Consider the following 18,980-nt stretch of genomic DNA (forward strand, 5'->3'; position numbering starts at 1 on the left):
AATGAATACAAAATTAAAAAAAATTTTCTGGTTTTGCAGTGTAATCGCGATTGCGCTAATCAGCACTTTTGCTCGAGCTGAAACTGAGCAAGCCGAGTTTGCGATTTATTTATTTCAGAATGGGTTGCCGATTGAGAATGCTGAACTATCCATTACCAGTGAATTGTATGACAAATCCAATGCAGCATTAATTTTTGAAGCCACGCCCTCGACGTATCATTGGCGCACGGAAGGTGATTCAGTATTGAAAACCAATGCTAACGGGAGCATTGCCGGGAAATTGCCACCCGGATCGTATCAATTTACGCTCAAAACTCGGGATCAAGAATTTACTTTCGACTTACCTTTGCGTCCTGCTGAAAACGCGCAAATACTCATAACCTTCTACCCCGGAAAAAAGCAACCACTGCTCAATATTGAAAGCTCGGTCGCGGGAACGATAGCCGGTATGGATGCAACCGCGAGCGAAGCGCAAGATCAAGGGGAAGGTGTTATTTCCGTGCAAGTGATATCCGCAGAAACGCAGAAACCGATCAAGGATGTACAAGTTTTTCTGAGCGGATCCCAGCAAAAGCTAAGAACCGATGAACAGGGCCTGGTAAGCGCAACGGTTGCGGCAGGCAATTACAGCGTTTCTTTGTTACATAGTGCCTACAGCAGTCAAACGCAGGATGATGTCAGGATCACTGACACGCAAACCACCGATCTCAGCTTCAAGCTTACGCCTGCAGGTGTTGAATTGGCTGAGTATGTGGTTCTGGAGCCCCATCTGGCAGGGACGGTGGCTTCGGTGATTGAAGAGCAACGCACCGCCACATCTGTTTCTACCGTATTGGGCGCCGAGCAATTTAGCCGTGCGGGCGATAGCGATGCCGCCAGTGCATTACGAAGGGCATCCGGACTCACTCTGGTCGGCGGCCAGTTCATTTTTATCCGTGGATTGGGGGAGCGATTCTCAACCACATTGGTGAACGGTGCAGCGATTCCCAGCCCGGATCCGACCCGGCGCGTGGTGCCATTGGATCTTTTTCCGACCAACATTCTTGAGAGTGTGCAGGTGCAAAAAACCTACTCGCCGGATCGCCCGGCAGAGTTTGCCGGTGGCACACTGGAAATGCGCACGCGCGGCATTCCGGATGAGTTCTTTTTCAATCTCAATTTACAAGCGGGTGTTAATGACAATACCACCTTTCAGGAAGGCCTAACGTACAAGGGGGGCGGCATTGATTTTACCAGTTATGACGATGGCGCACGCGTCTTACCCGATTCACTGGATGCTGCAATCCAAGAAGGAAATCTGCGCCCGCAATCCCCCTTTAATCCGAATGGCGTTACGCCTGTACAACTGGAAAAACTTGGCGAGGATTTATCAGGCGTATGGGATGTTAACAGGAAGACAATCGGTCCCGATACAGGAATACAAGCTTCCGTTGGCGATCGTTTTTCTAAAGGTGATTTTACCTGGGGCTACATTGCAGCCGCTGGCTGGAAACAGGAATTTAGAAGGCAGAACGAAATCAATCGCGAATTTGCTACAGATGATGGCGAGTTGATCAAGAAAATGGATTTCGATACGCAACGGTCGCTACGTGAAGCGCATCTGACGGGTTATGGCGGAACAGAACTGCAATACAAGGATACGCATAAGCTTTTTGCGAAAACCATGTTCTTGCGCCAATCTTTCGACGAAACCAGGGTTGCTCAGGGATTTACCGATGCCGAAACTTTCGATATTCGCAGAACCCGGCTTAAGTTTTTCTCGAATCAATTGCTTATGCATCAGGTAGGGGGTGAGCACCGGTTCGATCAATTGAAGGATTTTACCATTAACTGGTTGTTTACCGATGCGACCGCCGATCGGGTTGAGCCTAAAACGCGGGATTATCGCTACGATGATGTTTCAAGAAACGGAAATTTCTCTTTTTCGCGCCAGGTTGATAGCAATCAGATCATGTATTCCGATCTGATTGACCGGGATCGAAGCTGGCGTGTCGATGGAAAATTACCGTTACAGGTTTTGCGTGATCATAAGATAACGATGCAAGGCGGTTTTATCACTCAGGATAAAACCCGTGATTCGAATATTCAGCGCTTTAATTATTTTACAACATCCTTCGATAATTCCGTTTTAGCTCAACCTTCGGTGGAAAATATCCTGCAGCCCGCCTTCATCGGCAGGAATGGATTTCAACTGCGTGATGTCACCCGGGCCAGCGAAAGCTATACCGCTTCTCAAAACCTCTTTTCTTACTATGGAAAAATGGATTGGTTGTTGCATGATAGAGTCAATATCACCGGTGGATTGCGATGGGAAGATAATGATCAGAAGGTCAATACATTCAAGGACAATTTGCCCACAACCGCAAGACTGAACAGAGTTGATATGTTGCCGGCAGCAACGGCCACGATGTTTCTTACGGACAAACAACAACTGCGGGCGGGTTTTAGCCAAACATTATCACGGCCGGATTTCAGGGAATTATCCATCGCCCCCTTTACGGATATCAATACCAACCAGGAAACCATCGGTAATCCGAATCTCAAACAAACCGCGATCACCAACTGGGATGTGCGTTGGGAATATTACTTATCGCCCAGTGAAAATATCTTTGCCGGTTTTTTCTGGAAAGATTTGACCAATCCCATTGAACTGGTCACCCAAGTCGGCTCCGGCGTGTTGAATACTTATCAGAATACGGATAAAGCGAATATTTATGGGTTTGAATTTGAGTTGCTAAAAAAATTGGATTTTGTGCATCCGCAGTTGCAAAATTTTTATGTGGGTGGCAATTACACATGGTCTACATCGAAGGTTCAATTAAGTGCCGAGAATCTGGCATCGCTGACGACCGTTTCGAGGCCTCTGCAAGGCCATTCATCGCACATCGTTAATTTTCAGATCGGTTATGATAATCCGGCCTGGAAGACCCAAGCGACCTTATTGTACAACGTCTCCAGCAAACGTATCGTAGCCGCAGGACTACTGGGAACGCCCGATAAATACGAGCAGCCTTTTCACCAAGTCGACTTTGTGCTCAGCCAGAATTTGTATCGAGGAATATCGATGCAGGCATCAGCACAAAATCTATTGGATGACGATGTGCTTATCATGCAAGGCGATGAAATCAGCAGGCAATTCCGCCGTGGGCGCTTTTTTAATTTTAGTGTTCGCCTGGCTTACTAAGGAAACGTGATACCAGTGAATGTGGCCAATTGAAGAAAAAGGGAAGATAATTTTGCGGGCAACCCTGCTTAATGCAGAAAATTTCTTCATGCCGGATTGATATTTTTAGTTTATACATACTGAAACCTAATGATATTAATGAATTGTGGTGTGTTGGGGATCGTGTTGGTGTACTTGGAAGCGGTGTCGTCATTTTAATTTTAAAGGAGCGTTCAGAATGAAAACCAGGTTGAAAGGAAATGATCTCGCGCAATTAGTCGCGACAGTTTTGTGCGGCACATTTGTAATTACCGCACACGCTGCACCTACTGTAATTACGAATGGCGTTGATACCTCGGCTACGATTGATGATGCAGGCTATTTTTCCGCCACCAGTTCCCTCGGCTTAAGCTTTATGGGAAGAGAATTCGTTAATCACGGTAATTTTTGGTCTTTTTATTCACTCAATGCAAATGGTCTGTCGGCTGGAATAGCGAATGAAGACGATGGATCCAACCCATTTGGTTCTACAGCTATCGCTAATGTTGATGGTTCGGTGCTTGTTATGAGCGGTCCCGGCAGCGATTGGTCGATTATCCAGAAGGTGAGCATTCCTGAAAGTGGTCATGTCGCTGTCGAGATTCAGCTGACGAATCATACCGGAGCCACAGCTACCGATGTTGAATGGGGGGTCGGTCTGGACCCGGATCAAGGGATACCGGCTAGCTTGGGGTTCGAAACACGCAATGTAATTGATGCAGTAGGAGAAAATGCCTCTGTAACTGCTACGAGTCCGGATGGCTGGGCGATCACTCTGGCTAATCTGACGGGTGGGGCGACCAGTACTATAGCGGCTAATATTAATTGTTGCGACCTAGATCCCCACAACATGCTAATTGCAGGGCAATTGCCTGGTAATTACGGTTTCACCGACTTGTTAATCAACCTAGCCTATGATTTTGGTACCATCAATAATAACCAGACGGTCAGCTTTGGTTACGAATACATTATGGCTATCTCTGATCCTTTTACTCCACCTCCTATTCCAGAACCCTCCAGTTATGCCATGTTGCTGGCCGGATTGGGGTTGTTAGGTTTCGCAGTACATCGCAGGAAACAGAATACTTAACCTGATTCCGGCAGGAATAAAGCTTGGCCCACCCCGCTGGAGTAGCGGGGTTTGTTTTTACAAATCGAAATTTGTCCTCTCGCTACTGTCTTTCGTCGTTTGCATTACTACTAACTTAAATGTCACTTCTCAGGCGATACCTTCTCAACTTCCCCAAGTACTGACTAAGATCAAAATCGATTTGATAAAAGATTTTGACTATCTATTAGGCTCCAACTTCAGGTAAAGTATTGCTCGAATATTTTTCACTGTATTTTGTTGGATGACTTATGGCATCCATTATCATTTCTGCAAATGCTTGGCTGTCTGTTGTTGCTTTTATACCCCAATCTACAGTAACTCTGATCTGGTGTTAATAAGAGTATGCTAAAAAAATAACCCTGTTATTCCCGCTATGGATGATTGTGCTGTGCACAATCGAATTAATCTGGCCGGAGTGGTTAATTTTCCTGAATCAAGGTTCCATCGTGCCGCCGGAAGATTCCGGTAAGATCTATCATATCTCTTAGCTTTACCGATCGTTATTAATCCAGCCAGGAAGTAGTTTTTGGTACGTGTTTGACAAGCGCATACAAAAATTTCCAATAAACTTCCTACATTTACAGTCAGAATTATCTGAATTGTTATTGAAGGTTTTTTGTGCCACAGTGCCTGATCTCGTCAAAATATTCATATAAAAATAATTTAAATTAACGATTTGCGGTATGCGATGGAATATTCTGTTGATCAGCATCCCAATCATCTAACCACTTGGTTCAAGGCTAAGATGACGGTGGATGACCTCAGGATTGATGGATAAGCTGCAAATCTCTTCTTATTCGGAGACAAAAAATGGCAACGCAAAGTATTAATGTGTTAGATCTGGATGGAGAGAATGGTTTTCGGCTGGTTGGCGCGCAGGGGTCTGGTTTTTCAGGCACCTGGGTGAGCAATGTAGGAGACGTCAACGGAGATGGTTTTGATGATGTGATTGTTAGTGGCTTTAATTTGATCAGCTATGTGGTGTTTGGCAAGGCCGATGGATTTGATGCTACGTTGAATCTGTCCAATCTCGATGGCAGCAATGGTTTTCGACTGGATAGCGGAGCAAGCTCGGTCAGCAGCGCGGGGGATGTCAATGGCGATGGGTTGGATGATTTAATTGTTGGTAAACATTTTGGTAATACGCATTACTACTACGGTAATAGCTATGTGGTATTCGGCAAGTCATCGGGATTTGATGCGGAGGTAAATTTATCCGATCTTGATGGCAGCAATGGTTTTCGTCTGGATGGCGCGGCGGCGTATGATTATTCAGGTTTTTCAGTTAGTAATGCGGGTGATATCAATGGAGACGGTTTTGATGATGTGATCATTGGCGCTTACGGAGCTGATCCGAATGGTAATAGTTCCGGCTCCAGCTACGTGGTGTTTGGCAAGGCATCGGGATTCGATGCGACGATGAATCTCTCCATTCTCGATGGCAGTAATGGTTTTCGTCTGGATGGAGGTAGCGTGGTTACCAATGCAGGGGACGTCAACGGAGACGGTTTTGATGATGTAATGATTGGAGGTTCCAGGATCGATGCAAATGGTGACCGTTCCGGTACCGGTTATATTGTGTTTGGCAAGTCATCTGGTTTCGAGGCAACGATGAATTTGTCTGTTCTCGATGGCAGCAATGGTTTTCGTCTGGATGGAGGAGTGGGTTCGATCAGCAATGCGGGGGATGTCAATGGCGATGGTTTTGCTGATTTGATCATTGGAGATTCTGCAGCTGACCTGAATGGACGCAATTCCGGCTCCAGTTACGTGGTGTTTGGCAAGTCATCGGGTTTTGATGCAGTGATGAATCTGTCTGCTCTCGATGGCAGTAATGGTTTCCGGCTGGATGGAGCGACGATTAATGATCTCTCGGGCCGTTCTGTAAGCAGTGCGGGGGATGTCAATGACGATGGTTTTGATGATTTGATTATTGGTGCGCCTTTGGCTAATCCGCAAGGGGTATTGACCGGTTCCAGTTACGTGGTGTTTGGACGCGCTTCGGGATTTGACGCGGCAATGAATCTATCCGATCTGGACGGTGATGATAATGGTTTTCGTATTGATGGTCCGAAATTAACAGCGTTTGATGGAGCGGTATATGATCGTCCTTTTGGCGGTTCGGTTAGCGGAGCCGGGGACATGAATGGCGATGGTTTTGATGATTTGATCGTGAATGCGCCCAATTCGAGTTCAAACAGCGATGATTCCGGCCCCGGTTACGTCATATTCGGTCGTAGCGAATTCACCGATGGCGGGGTGGATTTCCCGCCTCTGCCAGAAGTGAGGGAGCCAATGATCAGTATCAATTTATCCAGTCTGGATGGCGGTAACGGTTTTCGTCTGAATGTGCTTGATAGATATTATCTGGATGCCATATCACTCAACAGCGTGGGCGATATGAACGGTGATGGTTTTGACGATATGGGAATCGGGCTTGTCTTTGAGAAGTACTATGGAGGAAGTTACGTCGTATTTGGTAAAGATTCAGGTTTTGATGCCACACTAGATTTGACTGGACTTGAGGGTGAAGATGGTTTCGCGTTGGGCGGCGCCAATCAAAATTTTGTCGAAGGCGTTGGAGATATCAATGGCGATGGGTTTGATGATGTAGCTCTTGTTGCAGGCTCAACGGGTCCTTATAGCTATAGTTTTTACAGCTCCGCGTACATCATATTTGGCAAGTCGGGTGATATTAATCCTGGGAATTTATCCAATCTTGATGGGAATACCGGATTTCGCATCGTTGGAGTGCCCGATGATGATTTTACCGGTCGATCATTTAGTGGCGCGGGAGACATCAATGGCGATGGTTTTGATGACGTGATCATAGGCTCCGAATACACTTCATATCAAAATAACGATGACGACGCCAGTTACGTGGTGTTTGGTAAATCATCCGGTTTTGATGCGGTGGTAGATGTTGCCGGACTGAATGGGAGCAATGGTTTTCGCATCAATGGTTCGGTTGAATTGGTTAGCAATGCCGGGGATGTGAATGGCGATGGGTTTGATGACGTCATTGTTGACGGCAATATTGTATTCGGAAAATCTTCAGGTTTTGATGCCACGATGAACTTGTCCGATCTTGATGGCAGTAATGGTTTTCACATTGATGGTACTTTCGGAGGAGTCAGCAGTGCGGGAGATATCAACGGCGATGGGATTGATGACATCATTATTGGACGGGGTATTGTATTCGGTAGATCATCAGGATTTGAAGCCACGTTGAACTTATCCGATCTGGATGGAAATAATGGCTTTCTTCTGGATAGAATTGGAAGTGGTAGTGGATTTTTCGACAATGCAATCAGCGGAGCTGGAGACGTCAACGGCGACGGCTTTGACGATTTGATTTTTAGCAGTTCCGGTTTTAGTTACGTGATGTTCGGTAAGGCATCCGGGTTTGATGCCACGGTAAAAGTGTTGGAACTTGACCGCACTAATAGTGTTCGTTTCGATGGAGCGTCACGTTGGGTTAGCGGGGCAGGAGACGTCAATGGAGATGGATTTGATGATTTAATGGTCGCCGATCCGGGTTCTGATCCTGGTGATGACGCGGCTTATGTGATCTTTGGCAAAAGTCAGTTTGCCGGTACCGTAACCTATGTGGGCATTCCTGAAAATAATGATGTTTTTACAGGCACCGAGGCGGCGGAGCGTTTTGATGCGGGCGACGGCAATGATTTATTGATCGGAGGCGGCGGGGCGGATGTGATGTATGGAGGGCTCGACGATGACACTATCCGGGTGCCCGATCTGGATTTCGAGTTGGTTGACGGTGGCAAAGGGCACGATACGCTGGCTTTGGATGGAAATGGAATACATCTGGATCTGGCTGATGTCCGGGGAAAAATCAATGGCATTGAAACAATAGATCTGAGCGGTAACGGAAATAATACGTTGAAATTAACCACAACGGAATTGCTTGCTCTGCCCAGCGATACTTCAGGCACCTTGATCGTCAAGGGTGATTTCGGCGATGAAATTACTGTACGCGGTAATCATTGGGTGGATGGAGGAATCCAAGGTGGTTTTCATACGTACAAGCAGAACGGAGCGGTATTGAAGGTGGATGAGGCAGTGCGGGTTGAATTCTCGGATATTGGTATCATCAATTTGTCCGGTCTCAATGGTAAAAATGGTTTTCGCCTGGATGGAGTGGACGCGCGTGACGATTTGGGTAGGCTGGTAAGTAGCGCTGGAGATGTCAATGGTGATGGTTTTGATGATTTGATGGTTGGCACGCCATATGCTGATCCGAACGGTTTATTTTCCGGCTCCACCTATGTAGTGTTTGGCAAGGCTTCTGAATTTGATGCCAAGATGGATTTATCCAGTCTTGACGGCAGTAATGGTTTTCGCCTAGATGGAGTAAAAAATAGTGATTGGTCAGGTGATTCCTTTAGCGATGCGGGAGACGTGAATGGTGATGGTTTTGATGATTTGATTATAGGTGCCTACAGAGCTGGAAATTTCTCGGGTTACAGTTATGTTGTGTTTGGTAAATCGTCAGGTTTTTCTGCGGTGATGAATTTATCCGATCTTGATGGGAAGAATGGTTTTCGCATGGATGGTGAAGTAGGTGGTCGATCGGGTGCCTCTGTGAGCAGTGTGGGTGACGTTAACAGTGATGGTTTTGACGACGTGATTGTTACGGCCGGTACCACTGATTCCAGTTACGTGGTATTCGGCAAGGCTTCAGGATTCAGTGCCACGATGAAACTATCCGGATTGGATGGCAGTGACGGGTTTCGCCTAAATCAAGCGGCAAGCTCGGTCAGTAGAGCGGGAGATGTCAATGGCGATGGGTTCGGTGATGTGATTATTGGTGGTGTCTTTGGTGTCGCTTCGAATTATATTTCCTCTAATTATGTGGTGTTCGGTAAAGCTTCAGGTTTTGATGCGACGATGAATCTATCCGGCCTGGATGGTACCAACGGTTTCCGACTGGATGGTGAAGCAATCTTTGATTCTTCGGGCTCCTCTGTGGCCGGAGCGGGAGACGTTAATGGCGATGGCTTTGATGATGTGATTATTGGTGCTTTTCGTGCTGATCCGAATGGCAATGAATCCGGCTCCAGTTATGTGATATTTGGCAAGGCATCCGGATTTGATGCGACGATGAATCTATCTGGCCTGGATGGTATCAACGGTTTCCGCCTGGATGGTGAAGCAGTGTTTGATCATTCAGGTATTTCTGTGGACGGAGCGGGGGACGTAAATGGTGATGGCTTTGACGATTTAATTATTAGTGCAGCCAACGCCAGCCCGAATGGTGCTCTCGGTTCAGGTTCCAGCTATGTAGTATTTGGCAAAGTATCCGGATTTGATTCCACGATGGATTTATCCAGTATTGATGGCAACAATGGTTTTCGCCTGGATGGCGAAGCAGAAGGTGATCGATCGGGTTTGTCAGTCAGCAGCGCGGGTGATGTGAATGGTGATGGTTTTGATGATTTGATTGTCGGTGCGCCTGATGCTGCTGCGAATGGTGACGAATCTGGCTCTAGCTATATCATATTTGGCCGCAGCAGCTTTAGTGATGAGGTGGATTTCCCCGGTACGCCCGGAGACGACATTTTCACCGGCACCAAAGCGGCGGAGAACTTTGAAGGCGGCGATGGCAACGACCGCATGATCGGCCGCGGTGGCGCGGATTCATTCGATGGCGGTGCCGGAAATGATTATATTCGCATACTAGGCGATGACTTCCAGCATGTCGACGGCGGTACGGGTACCGATACCTTGGGATTCGCTGGCAGTGGCTTTAATCTTGACCTGTCCAGCGTGATCGATAAAATTGACGGCATTGAGACCATCGCTTTATACGGTGTCGGGGATAATTCGTTGACGTTGACCGCGCAGGGTGTCATCGATCTATCGGGTGAGACGAATACGCCGAAGATCAAAGGCAACGTCGGCGATAGCGTGGTTGGGTTGAGCAGCGGTTGGACCGATGGCGGCATTCACGGAAATTTCCACACCTACACGCAAGGTGATGCGGTGCTGTTGGTCGGAGTCGATGTCACGACGGATTTCCCGATAGGCTAACCTTCAAGAAATATCTGTATTACTTACAAAAACAGGTCAGAAAAATTGCAATTTCTGACCCGTTTTTGTAAGGCAGTTGCCAGTATTGAATGATGCATTTATCGACAATCTTCCCGTTGTATTTCAATAGCCGCTGAGGCTTCTCTAAAACCTACACCTATTATCAGAATTATCTGAATTGTTATTGAAGGTTTTTTGTGCCACAGTGCCTGATCTCGTCAATATATTCTAATAAAAATAATTTAAATGAAAGATTTGCGGTATGTGATGGAATATTCTGCTGATCAGCATCCCGATCATCAAGTCGCCCGGTGGATGGCAGTGATGATGGTGGATGACTTCAACGTTGATGAACTGCCCGCAAATCACTTCTTATTTTGGAGGCAAAAATAATGACAACAACGACCAGTATCAATTTATCCAGTCTTGATGGCAGTAACGGTTTTCGTATAGATGGCCTTTCATATTACCTGTCGGGTTTTTGGCTTAGTAGCGCAGGTGATATGAATGGCGATGGTTTTGACGATATGGCCATTGGCACTACATATTCTCGGGAGTATTCAGGGCGTAGTTATATAGTGCTTGGAATGGAATCGGGCTTTAGCGCCAGCAGTAATTTGGGTGGTTTTCGTGCAGGTAGTAACGGTTGGTCGAAAAATACTGTCGATGGCGTGGGTGATGTTAACGGTGATGGTTTTGATGACGTGATTGTGGTTACAGAAACCGATAATTTTTATGGCGATACCGTTGTTAACGACACTTACGTGATATTTGGAAAGGCTTCTGATCTTGATCGCAGCAATGGATTTAGTCTGGAAGCAGGACTGGACGTTCAAGCTAGTGGAGCAGGAGATGTTAACGGGGACGGTCTGGGTGATCTTATTATTGGCGCACCGCTGAATGACAGCTATTCTGGTTCCAGCTACGTGGTATTTGGCAATTCTTCAGGTTTTGATGCGACGATGGATATATCAGGGCTGGATGGAACCAATGGTTTTCGGCTGGATGGCATAACGGAGCTTAATCTTTCAGGTTATTCAGTCGACGGTGCTGGGGATGTCAACGGAGATGGTTTTGATGATGTGATTATTGGCGCTTCTGGCGTAGATTCAAACGGTTCCAGCCTCGGCTCCGGCTATGTCGTGTTTGGCAAAGCTTCGGGATTCAGTGCCGCCATGAGTTTATTCGCTCTTGACGGCAGTAACGGTTTTCGTTTGGATGGCGCGGTGATGGATCGCAGCGTTGTCAGAGCTGCCGGAGATATCAACGGTGATGGTTATAGTGATGTGCTTGTCAGTGGGCGCTCTTCTAGTAGCTATGTGGTATTTGGCAAAGCTGCGGGTTTTGATGCGACGATGGATTTATCCGATCTTGATGGCAGCAACGGCTTTCATCTGGATGGAGAAGGTCAGGTTATCTCGGCGAATTCTGCCGGGGATGTGAACGGTGATGGTTTTGATGACGTGATTATTGGCAATTCCAAAGGCGATTCGAATGGAGAGGACTCCGGCTCCAGTTACGTGATGTTCGGCAAGGCATCGGGGTTTGATGCCGAGATAAAGTTGTCTGATCTTGATAGCACTAACAGCATTCGTCTGAATGGGGTAGCAGCGGGCGATCGATCAGGCCATTCTGTGAGCAGTGCGGGGGATGTCAATGGAGACGGTTTTGATGATCTCATGGTTGCTGCGATAGGAACTGATTGGAAGACCTATAACTCCGGTTCTGTTTATGTGATTTTTGGTCGCAGCAGCTTTGTTGATGACGTAGATTTCCCCGGCACGCCCGGAGATGATATTTTCACTGGCACTTCAGTTGCGGAGAGTTTTGAGGGTGGAGATGGCAACGATCGTATGATTGGCCGTGGTGGTGCGGATTCGTTCGATGGCGGTGCCGGAAATGATTATATTCGCATACTAGGCGATGACTTCCAGCATGTCGACGGCGGTACGGGTACCGATACCTTGGGATTCGCTGGCAGCGGTTTTAATCTCGACCTGTCCAGCGTGATCGATAACATTCACGGCATTGAGACGATCGCTTTATATGGGGTTGGCGACAATACGCTGACCCTGACGGCGCAGGATGTTATCGATCTGTCGGGTGAGACGGATACCTTGAAGGTCAAAGGCAACGCCGGAGATAGCGTGGTTGGGTTGAGCAGCGGTTGGACCGATGGCGGCGTTCACGGAAATTTCCACACCTACACGCAAGGTGAGGCGGTGCTGCTGATCGGGGTGGATGTGACGACGGATTTCCCGATAATCTAACGAGTTTTTAAGAACTTTCTGTATTACTATTTAGAATAACTAATTAAACGAATAGGATAGGATAGGATAGGATAAAAAAATCAGTTAACTTGTTTTTATGATTTTATTTCAGGCAATAAAAAAGCCACTTAATATTAAGTGGCTTTTTTATTAACAAGGGGATTTTATTAATTAACTTGAGTATTGCTGCTGCCGCTTACAAATTGCGGTGTTTGACTCTCACCCGCTAATTTGTAATGTATCGCTACTTGAGCTTTATTCTCAGCTACAATTTTTTCATATTCACGAATATTGGCTTTCTCATGTGATTGAAAATCCTGACCTCTACGACCATAGTAATAAGGCCTGTCTTCATAATCTTCCAACGCAGCTTTATGTTGTACCAACTTATCTTCAGCTTCTTTTAATAAAAGTTCATGATGTTTTGCCAATTGCAGATGTTCTTGTGCAGTTAAAATTTCTTCAGCACTTGCAGAACCGAAGGGCAGGCCGACAAAAAATAAAGCAGCGATTAATGATATTGCTGTAATAGTTTTTTGAGTTTTCATGATTTTTGCCTCCGAAATAAATTTCAACGATTGAGTACATATTAATGACTCCGGCATCGGAAATAAATCGGGAAACCCTTGATTCTTATACTGGGGAAACCCTTGTTGATCTCTAAGGGAAATCATTAGAATCCATGAAAATGAAGGGTGTGTTTAGATTTTAACAAGAGCGTTAAGGTCAGTTGAGCAAACCATTCATCAAAATTTATTTAATTGCTTTGCTTTCAGTCTTTACAAATATAAGTGTGCAATATCTGATCTGCCTTGATACGACAACTTCTGCAGAGAATGCGTTTTTCAGCAAATTTTCCGCTGTTTTCCAAGCATTCCTCAAGCTTCTTTAAAACCTACGCATACAGTCAGAATTATCTGAATTGTCATTAAAGTATTTTTGTGCCACAGTGCCTGATCTCGTCAAAATATTCTTATAAAAATAATTTAAATTAACGATTTGCGGTATGCGATGGAATATTCTGTTGATAAGCAATCCAATCATCAGTTAATTCAGTTTAAGACAAAGATGATGATGAACATTTCATTAATGATAGATTACCGGCAAATATTTTCTTAATCTGGGGGCAAAAAATGACAATAAATAGTATTAATTTATCAAGCCTTGATGGCAGCAATGGATTTCGTTTGAATGGGGGTACAAATGGTGCTGTCAGCTCTCATTATCTTGATGGTCTCTCTGTTAGCAGTGCAGGTGATATTAACGGGGATGGTTTTGACGATGTGGGAATTGGGCATATTTTTCAGAAAAACTATCATGGAAGCTTCGTTGTGTTTGGCAAGGAATCGGGTTTCAGTGCCACAATGGACTTGGATACTCTGAACGGTGAAAATGGTTTTGAGATTTACGGAGGTAAGAGTCAAAGTTTTGTCGAAGGAGTCGGTGATATTAATGGAGATGGTTTTGAGGACGTAGCGCTTATTACGGGATTTGTGAGTTCATATTCATATTCCTTAAATAGCTCAGCCTATGTGATATTTGGAAAACCTGAAGATTTCAACCCCAAATTGAAATTATCTGACCTTGATGAGGATACGGGTTTCCGCATAGATGGGGTAAAAGGCTCTGATTTCTCAGCTAAATCATTCAGCGGTATAGGAGATATCAATGGCGATGGCTTTGATGATTTGATTATAACCTCTCTGGGTTATGATCCCTACGATGGATATTCGGGGGCTAGTTACGTGGTGTTTGGTAAATCATCAGGTTTTGATGCGCTTACGAATGTGTCCGATCTGGATGGCAGTAACGGTTTTCGTATAAATGAAGTTCCAGGGAGTTTTGCATCTGGAGGATCGGCCAGCGATGCAGGGGATATCAATGGCGATGGTTTTAATGATTTCATTATTGGTATGCCTAGCGACGATCTAAACGGGCGTAACTCCGGTTCCAGTTACGTGGTGTTTGGCAAAGCTTCGGGGTTTCAAGCCGCAATGAATCTGTCTGATTTGGACGGCAGCAATGGTTTTCGTTTTGATGGTATAGCGCTAGGTGATCGGTTGGGTAGCAGTGTTAGCACTGCGGGAGATGTCAATGGCGATGGTTTTGATGACGTGATTGTCAGCGATAGTTCATTCAGCGGCAATCCAAATAATTATGTGGTTTTTGGTAAAGCGTCCGGTTTTGAAGCCACGATGAACTTATCCGAGATTGACGGTAGTAATGGTTTTCGTCTGAAGGGGATAGATAATGGATTTGTTTTTATCAATGTAATCAGTGGTGCAGGGGATGTCAATGGCGATGGCTTTGATGATTTGATTATTGGTGTTCCTAATGCTGATCCAAACGGCAGTGACTCTGGTTCTAGTTATGTGTTATTTGGCAAAGCTTCGGGATTTGACGCTGAGATAACGTTGTCCGATCTTGACAATAGTAACAGTATTCGTCTGGACGGAGCGGAAGAAGATGATGAATCTGGTACATGGGTTAGTGGTGCGGGGGACGTCAATGGCGATGGCTTTGATGATTTAATGATCGGTGCTCCAGGTGCTGATTCATATGGTTCCAGTTACGTGATCTTCGGTCGCAGCGATTTTACCGGTAATGACGTGGATTTTCCCGGTACACCAGGAGACGATAATTTTACCGGCACTTCAGTTGCGGAGAGTTTTGAGGGTGGAGATGGCAACGACCGCATGATCGGCCGCGGTGGTGCGGATTCGTTTAATAGCGGAGCGGGTAATGATTACATCCGCATCTTGGGCGATGATTTTCAATTTGTTGATGGTGGGTTGGGTACTGATATCCTGGGATTGGCCGGCAGCGGATACAATCTCGATCTGTCCAGCGTGATCGATAACATTCATGGAATTGAAACCATTAGTTTATATGGAGTCGGAGATAACATGCTGACCTTGACGGCGCAGGATGTTATCGATCTGTCGCAAGAGACGGATACTTTGAAGATCAAAGGTAACGCAGGAGATAGCGTGGTTGGGTTGAGCAGCGGTTGGACCGATGGCGGCGTTCACGGAAATTTCCACACCTACACGCAAGGTGATGCGGTGTTGTTGGTCGGGGTAAATGTGACGACGGATTTCCCGGTAGCCTGACAAATCGCTCAAAAAACTATCGGATTGGTATGTGGTGCTGATCTGTGGTGATCTATAAAAGGTCGCTTGAATCGTGAAGCGACCTTTACTATTTTGGCTTCACGTTAGAGTTGATTTGTGATGGCCCTTGATTGACTGTGCTTGATCGCCTCGGTGCGTATCATCACCCCGTTTATTGATGGCAGAAAATAATAAGATTTTAATTAGTTGTTAAGCGCCAACTTCATGTAGAGTGTCGCCGGATCATAATTCCTTTCACTTTACCGGGTTACTGATGTATCTGATGAATCGATTATCTCTTTTGCGAATGCTTATTGATTGGCTTGCGAACCCGGCTCTACAGCCACTATGAACAGTATCCGGTAAGCATGTTGCAAAAACTAACGCTGTTATTTCCGCTATGGATGATTGTGCTGTGCGCGGCCGCATTAATTTGGCCGGAGTGGCTGATTTTTCTGAATCAAGGCTCCGTCGTAGTGTTAATTCTGGCGTTTGTCATGCTGTGTATGGGCCTGACGCTCACGTTCGATGATTTCCGCCGCATTGCTCGCATGCCCAAAACTGTAGCCATTGGTTTTGCGGCACAATATTCCATCATGCCGCCGTTAGCTTACGGCATAGCGTATACGCTCAGTTTGCCCGATTATTTTGCGGTCGGTCTGATTCTGGTGGGTTGTTGCCCTGGCGGCACGGCTTCAAATCTGGTGACTTATATTGCCAAGGCGGATGTTGCGCTTTCCGTTGTCATGACGGTCTGCTCCACTTTGGCTGCAGTCGTGCTGACGCCGTTACTCACGCAATTGTTTGCCGGCGCGCTTGTTCCGGTGGATAGTTGGTTGCTATTCAAGCAGACGCTGCAAGTGGTAATACTACCGGTTGTTCTGGGTGTTCTGCTCAATCGTTGGGTGCCTCGATTGGTGCAAAGCGTAATGCCAGTTGCACCTTTGCTGTCAGTGCTGGGGGTATGCGTAATCTGTGCCATAGTGTTTGCAGCTCATGCGGAGTCCATTCTCAATCATGGCGCTGAATTGCTTCTTGCGACAGCCTTGCTGCATGGGAGTGGCTTTTTCATTGGTTATCACTTGGCAAAACTACTCGGTTGCCAGTTGCAAACCGCGCGCACGATTGCGGTTGAAGTGGGCATGCAAAATTCCGGTTTGGCCATTGTACTGGCTAAACAGGCATTTCCAGTGCTGCTGTTGACGCCCGTTGCAGGTGCGGTTTCGGCGCTCATGCATTCGTTGATCGGCAGCTTGCTGGCTGTCTTATGGCGTATCCGAGGCCCATCTTAGTTGCACACATTCCAATCGGGACGGCTTGCGATTACAGGGAATAAATCCGGCCGAAAATCCTTTCCTTTTCTCAGTTAACCGAATTTTTAATTTACATGGGAATGTAATATCCCTGTCATGTTGGCCTGTTAGATTTGCTTACCTATTTAAAACTTGGAGGTGGGTAAATCATGTTCAAATTAAAACATATAAAAGAAAAATTAATGACTGTGTCAGCAGTGTTGTTGAGTGCTGCTGCACTCAATGTACAGGCAACGGCCACATACGATCCGGCATCGGGCATTGTTGACCTTCCCGTGGTTGAAGTTTTGAGTGGCGGATCGTCGGCATTCTACAGCGCTCAACTACAACTTGTGGGAGACGGATTGCAGTTGATTGCGGCCAATCCTATTGCACCCACAACAGGACAGCGTAACGTGTTTGACTCTGATACGAGTTCAGTGCATGTTGCTACGGTGACGGTCGGGGCCGACAGTTTTTATGCCAAGTTGAAATTGGTGCCTGGGTCGAATCCGATGAGTTTTACGATCGATCAACTGGTTAATAATGCATTTACGGGTTGTCCTAGCTTTGCGCTACCCGGCCCGACAGCGAATTCCTGCATCTTGAGCGGCACGATTACAACCAATGTCACTTTGACAAAAAACATTGTGTGGGTACTCGAGGGACCGGTCTATGTGGGCGGTGATAATACCCAAAGTGCTACCTTAACAGTTAATCCGGGGACCAATATCATCGGTCTGGATAAGGCTTATCTGTGGATCAGACGGGGTTCAAGAATTCTGGCTGAAGGTACACCGGACAATCCCATCGTCATGACGGGCGCAGTGGGTCAGGATGCAGGCGAGTGGGCCGGCCTGGTCCTGGCAGGTAATGCACCGGTTAACGGATGTAATGCAGGTGTACCCGTGTGCGAAGTTCCTTTCGAGGCGGTTACCACCGAGATTTATGGCGGTAATAATCCTGCGGATAACAGCGGGGTGCTTAAATATGTACAAATTCTTTTTGCCGGTGATGCGGTTCGTCAGGATGAGGAGCTTAACGGCTTGACGTTTAATGGCGTGGGTTCAGGAACGATTGTTGATTACGTGCAGGTGCACGCAGGTTTGGATGACGGTATCGAAGTTTTCGGTGGCACGGTGCAAATGAAGCATCTGGTGTTGACGAACATCCGTGACGATTCTCTCGATTGGACCAATGGCTGGCAAGGTCGTGCGCAGTTTATTTTAATCAAGCAAGCGGCGGATTCAGGTGATCGCGGGATTGAAGCTGATAACAACGAAGTCGACAATGGCAGTACTCCCCGCGCTCAGCCAATTTTGTCCAACATGACCATTCTCGGTCGAACAGGTAGTGCTGTGGAAGGTGTATTGTTGCGTCGTGGAACCGGTGTCAATATCTGGAATTCTGTGATTGTGGGTGGATTCTCGTCATGTTTAACGATTGATGGTCCGGCAACTTTTGCCCATGCAGGTACTCCTGGCAGCTTAAGCGGCACTTTGACCATACAAAATTCATTTGTTAATTGCACCGGCAACTTTGCGGATGGCGAAGGTGCTACGTTTGCAACAGCGGATTGGTTCTTGTCTCAATCCGAGAATCAACAGGGCGATCCTTTGCTGAGCGGTTATTTGCCAGCCTCCGGCTCACCGCTAACCTTGGGTGGAGTCGCAGTGAATGATCCTTTCTTCACCGCAGTCGATTATGTAGGTGCATTCAAGGATGAGAACGACGATTGGACCAGAGAATGGACATTTAATTTTAATTAATTAATATGCGTTTGTCTTGAATACTTTGTTGCTGTTACGCATGCATTGAAGTTTTCGATCAGTAGCACCAACTTGTTCGTGGAGAAGAAATCGCTGGATTTGCCTTTCGGGGTACCAGCGATTTTTTTATTTAAGGGCATCTCTAGAAATCGCAAATTTGCGAGCATTC

General features: G+C 46.4%; 9 protein-coding genes. 8 read left to right on the forward strand and 1 reads right to left on the reverse strand.

The genetic code is table 11. The features are described from left to right. The first annotated feature begins 1 nt into the window (after position 1). The 5 genes from ATY38_RS09690 (at position 2) to ATY38_RS09705 (ending at position 12,637) form a co-directional block, all read left to right on the forward strand. Positions 2-3,184, forward strand: a complete 3,183-nt coding sequence (locus ATY38_RS09690; protein ID WP_062559122.1) for a TonB-dependent receptor — start codon at positions 2-4, stop codon at positions 3,182-3,184. A gap of 217 nt (positions 3,185-3,401) precedes the next feature. Continuing rightward, positions 3,402-4,292, forward strand: a complete 891-nt coding sequence (locus tag ATY38_RS16575; RefSeq protein ID WP_062559123.1) for a PEP-CTERM sorting domain-containing protein — start codon at positions 3,402-3,404, stop codon at positions 4,290-4,292. Positions 4,293-5,123: 831 nt separating this feature from the next. After that, positions 5,124-10,367: a beta strand repeat-containing protein gene (locus ATY38_RS09700; protein WP_062559124.1), complete on the forward strand. Its 5,244-nt coding sequence runs from the start codon at positions 5,124-5,126 to the stop codon at positions 10,365-10,367. A gap of 267 nt (positions 10,368-10,634) precedes the next feature. Beyond that, entirely contained in the window at positions 10,635-10,760 is a 126-nt protein-coding gene (locus ATY38_RS16825) for a hypothetical protein (protein ID WP_255252037.1), read from the forward strand. Next, positions 10,760-12,637, forward strand: coding sequence for an FG-GAP repeat protein (locus tag ATY38_RS09705; protein ID WP_062559125.1), 1,878 nt, complete (start codon positions 10,760-10,762; stop codon positions 12,635-12,637). Before ATY38_RS16825 ends, ATY38_RS09705 begins: the two co-directional genes overlap by 1 nt. 167 nt (positions 12,638-12,804) lie before the next feature. On the opposite strand, the gene ATY38_RS09710 is transcribed toward ATY38_RS09705, so the two are convergent. Next, a complete protein-coding gene (locus ATY38_RS09710; RefSeq protein ID WP_062559126.1) occupies positions 12,805-13,185 on the reverse strand; it encodes a hypothetical protein in 381 nt (126 codons plus the stop codon). A gap of 585 nt (positions 13,186-13,770) precedes the next feature. Between ATY38_RS09710 and ATY38_RS09715 the strand changes: the two genes are divergently transcribed. The 3 genes from ATY38_RS09715 to ATY38_RS09725 all read left to right on the forward strand — a co-directional run bounded on the left by ATY38_RS09715 (position 13,771) and on the right by ATY38_RS09725 (position 18,811). Further along, entirely contained in the window at positions 13,771-15,750 is a 1,980-nt protein-coding gene (locus ATY38_RS09715) for an integrin alpha (RefSeq protein WP_062559127.1), read from the forward strand. Between the two features lie 314 nt (positions 15,751-16,064). Continuing rightward, positions 16,065-17,042, forward strand: coding sequence for a bile acid:sodium symporter family protein (locus ATY38_RS09720; protein ID WP_235590247.1), 978 nt, complete (start codon positions 16,065-16,067; stop codon positions 17,040-17,042). A 170-nt stretch (positions 17,043-17,212) separates the two neighbouring features. Then, positions 17,213-18,811 carry a hypothetical protein gene (locus ATY38_RS09725; protein ID WP_062559129.1) on the forward strand — a complete coding sequence of 533 codons (1,599 nt, stop codon included), beginning with the start codon at positions 17,213-17,215 and terminating at the stop codon, positions 18,809-18,811. The last annotated feature ends 169 nt before the right edge of the window (positions 18,812-18,980 follow it).

Origin of the sequence: Nitrosomonas ureae, assembly GCF_001455205.1 — a bacterium.
Lineage (GTDB): Bacteria > Pseudomonadota > Gammaproteobacteria > Burkholderiales > Nitrosomonadaceae > Nitrosomonas > Nitrosomonas ureae.

Excerpts from the sequence above, each read along its gene's own strand:
- ATY38_RS16825 (WP_255252037.1), top strand. The coding sequence starts at position 10,635 with ATGGAATATTCTGCTGATCAGCATCCCGATCATCAAGTCGCCCGGTGG.
- ATY38_RS09705 (WP_062559125.1), top strand. The coding sequence starts at position 10,760 with ATGACAACAACGACCAGTATCAATTTATCCAGTCTTGATGGCAGTAAC.
- ATY38_RS09725 (WP_062559129.1), top strand. The coding sequence starts at position 17,213 with ATGTTCAAATTAAAACATATAAAAGAAAAATTAATGACTGTGTCAGCA.
- ATY38_RS09710 (WP_062559126.1), bottom strand. The coding sequence starts at position 13,185 with ATGAAAACTCAAAAAACTATTACAGCAATATCATTAATCGCTGCTTTA.
- ATY38_RS09700 (WP_062559124.1), top strand. The coding sequence starts at position 5,124 with ATGGCAACGCAAAGTATTAATGTGTTAGATCTGGATGGAGAGAATGGT.
- ATY38_RS09715 (WP_062559127.1), top strand. The coding sequence starts at position 13,771 with ATGACAATAAATAGTATTAATTTATCAAGCCTTGATGGCAGCAATGGA.
- ATY38_RS16575 (WP_062559123.1), top strand. The coding sequence starts at position 3,402 with ATGAAAACCAGGTTGAAAGGAAATGATCTCGCGCAATTAGTCGCGACA.
- ATY38_RS09690 (WP_062559122.1), top strand. The coding sequence starts at position 2 with ATGAATACAAAATTAAAAAAAATTTTCTGGTTTTGCAGTGTAATCGCG.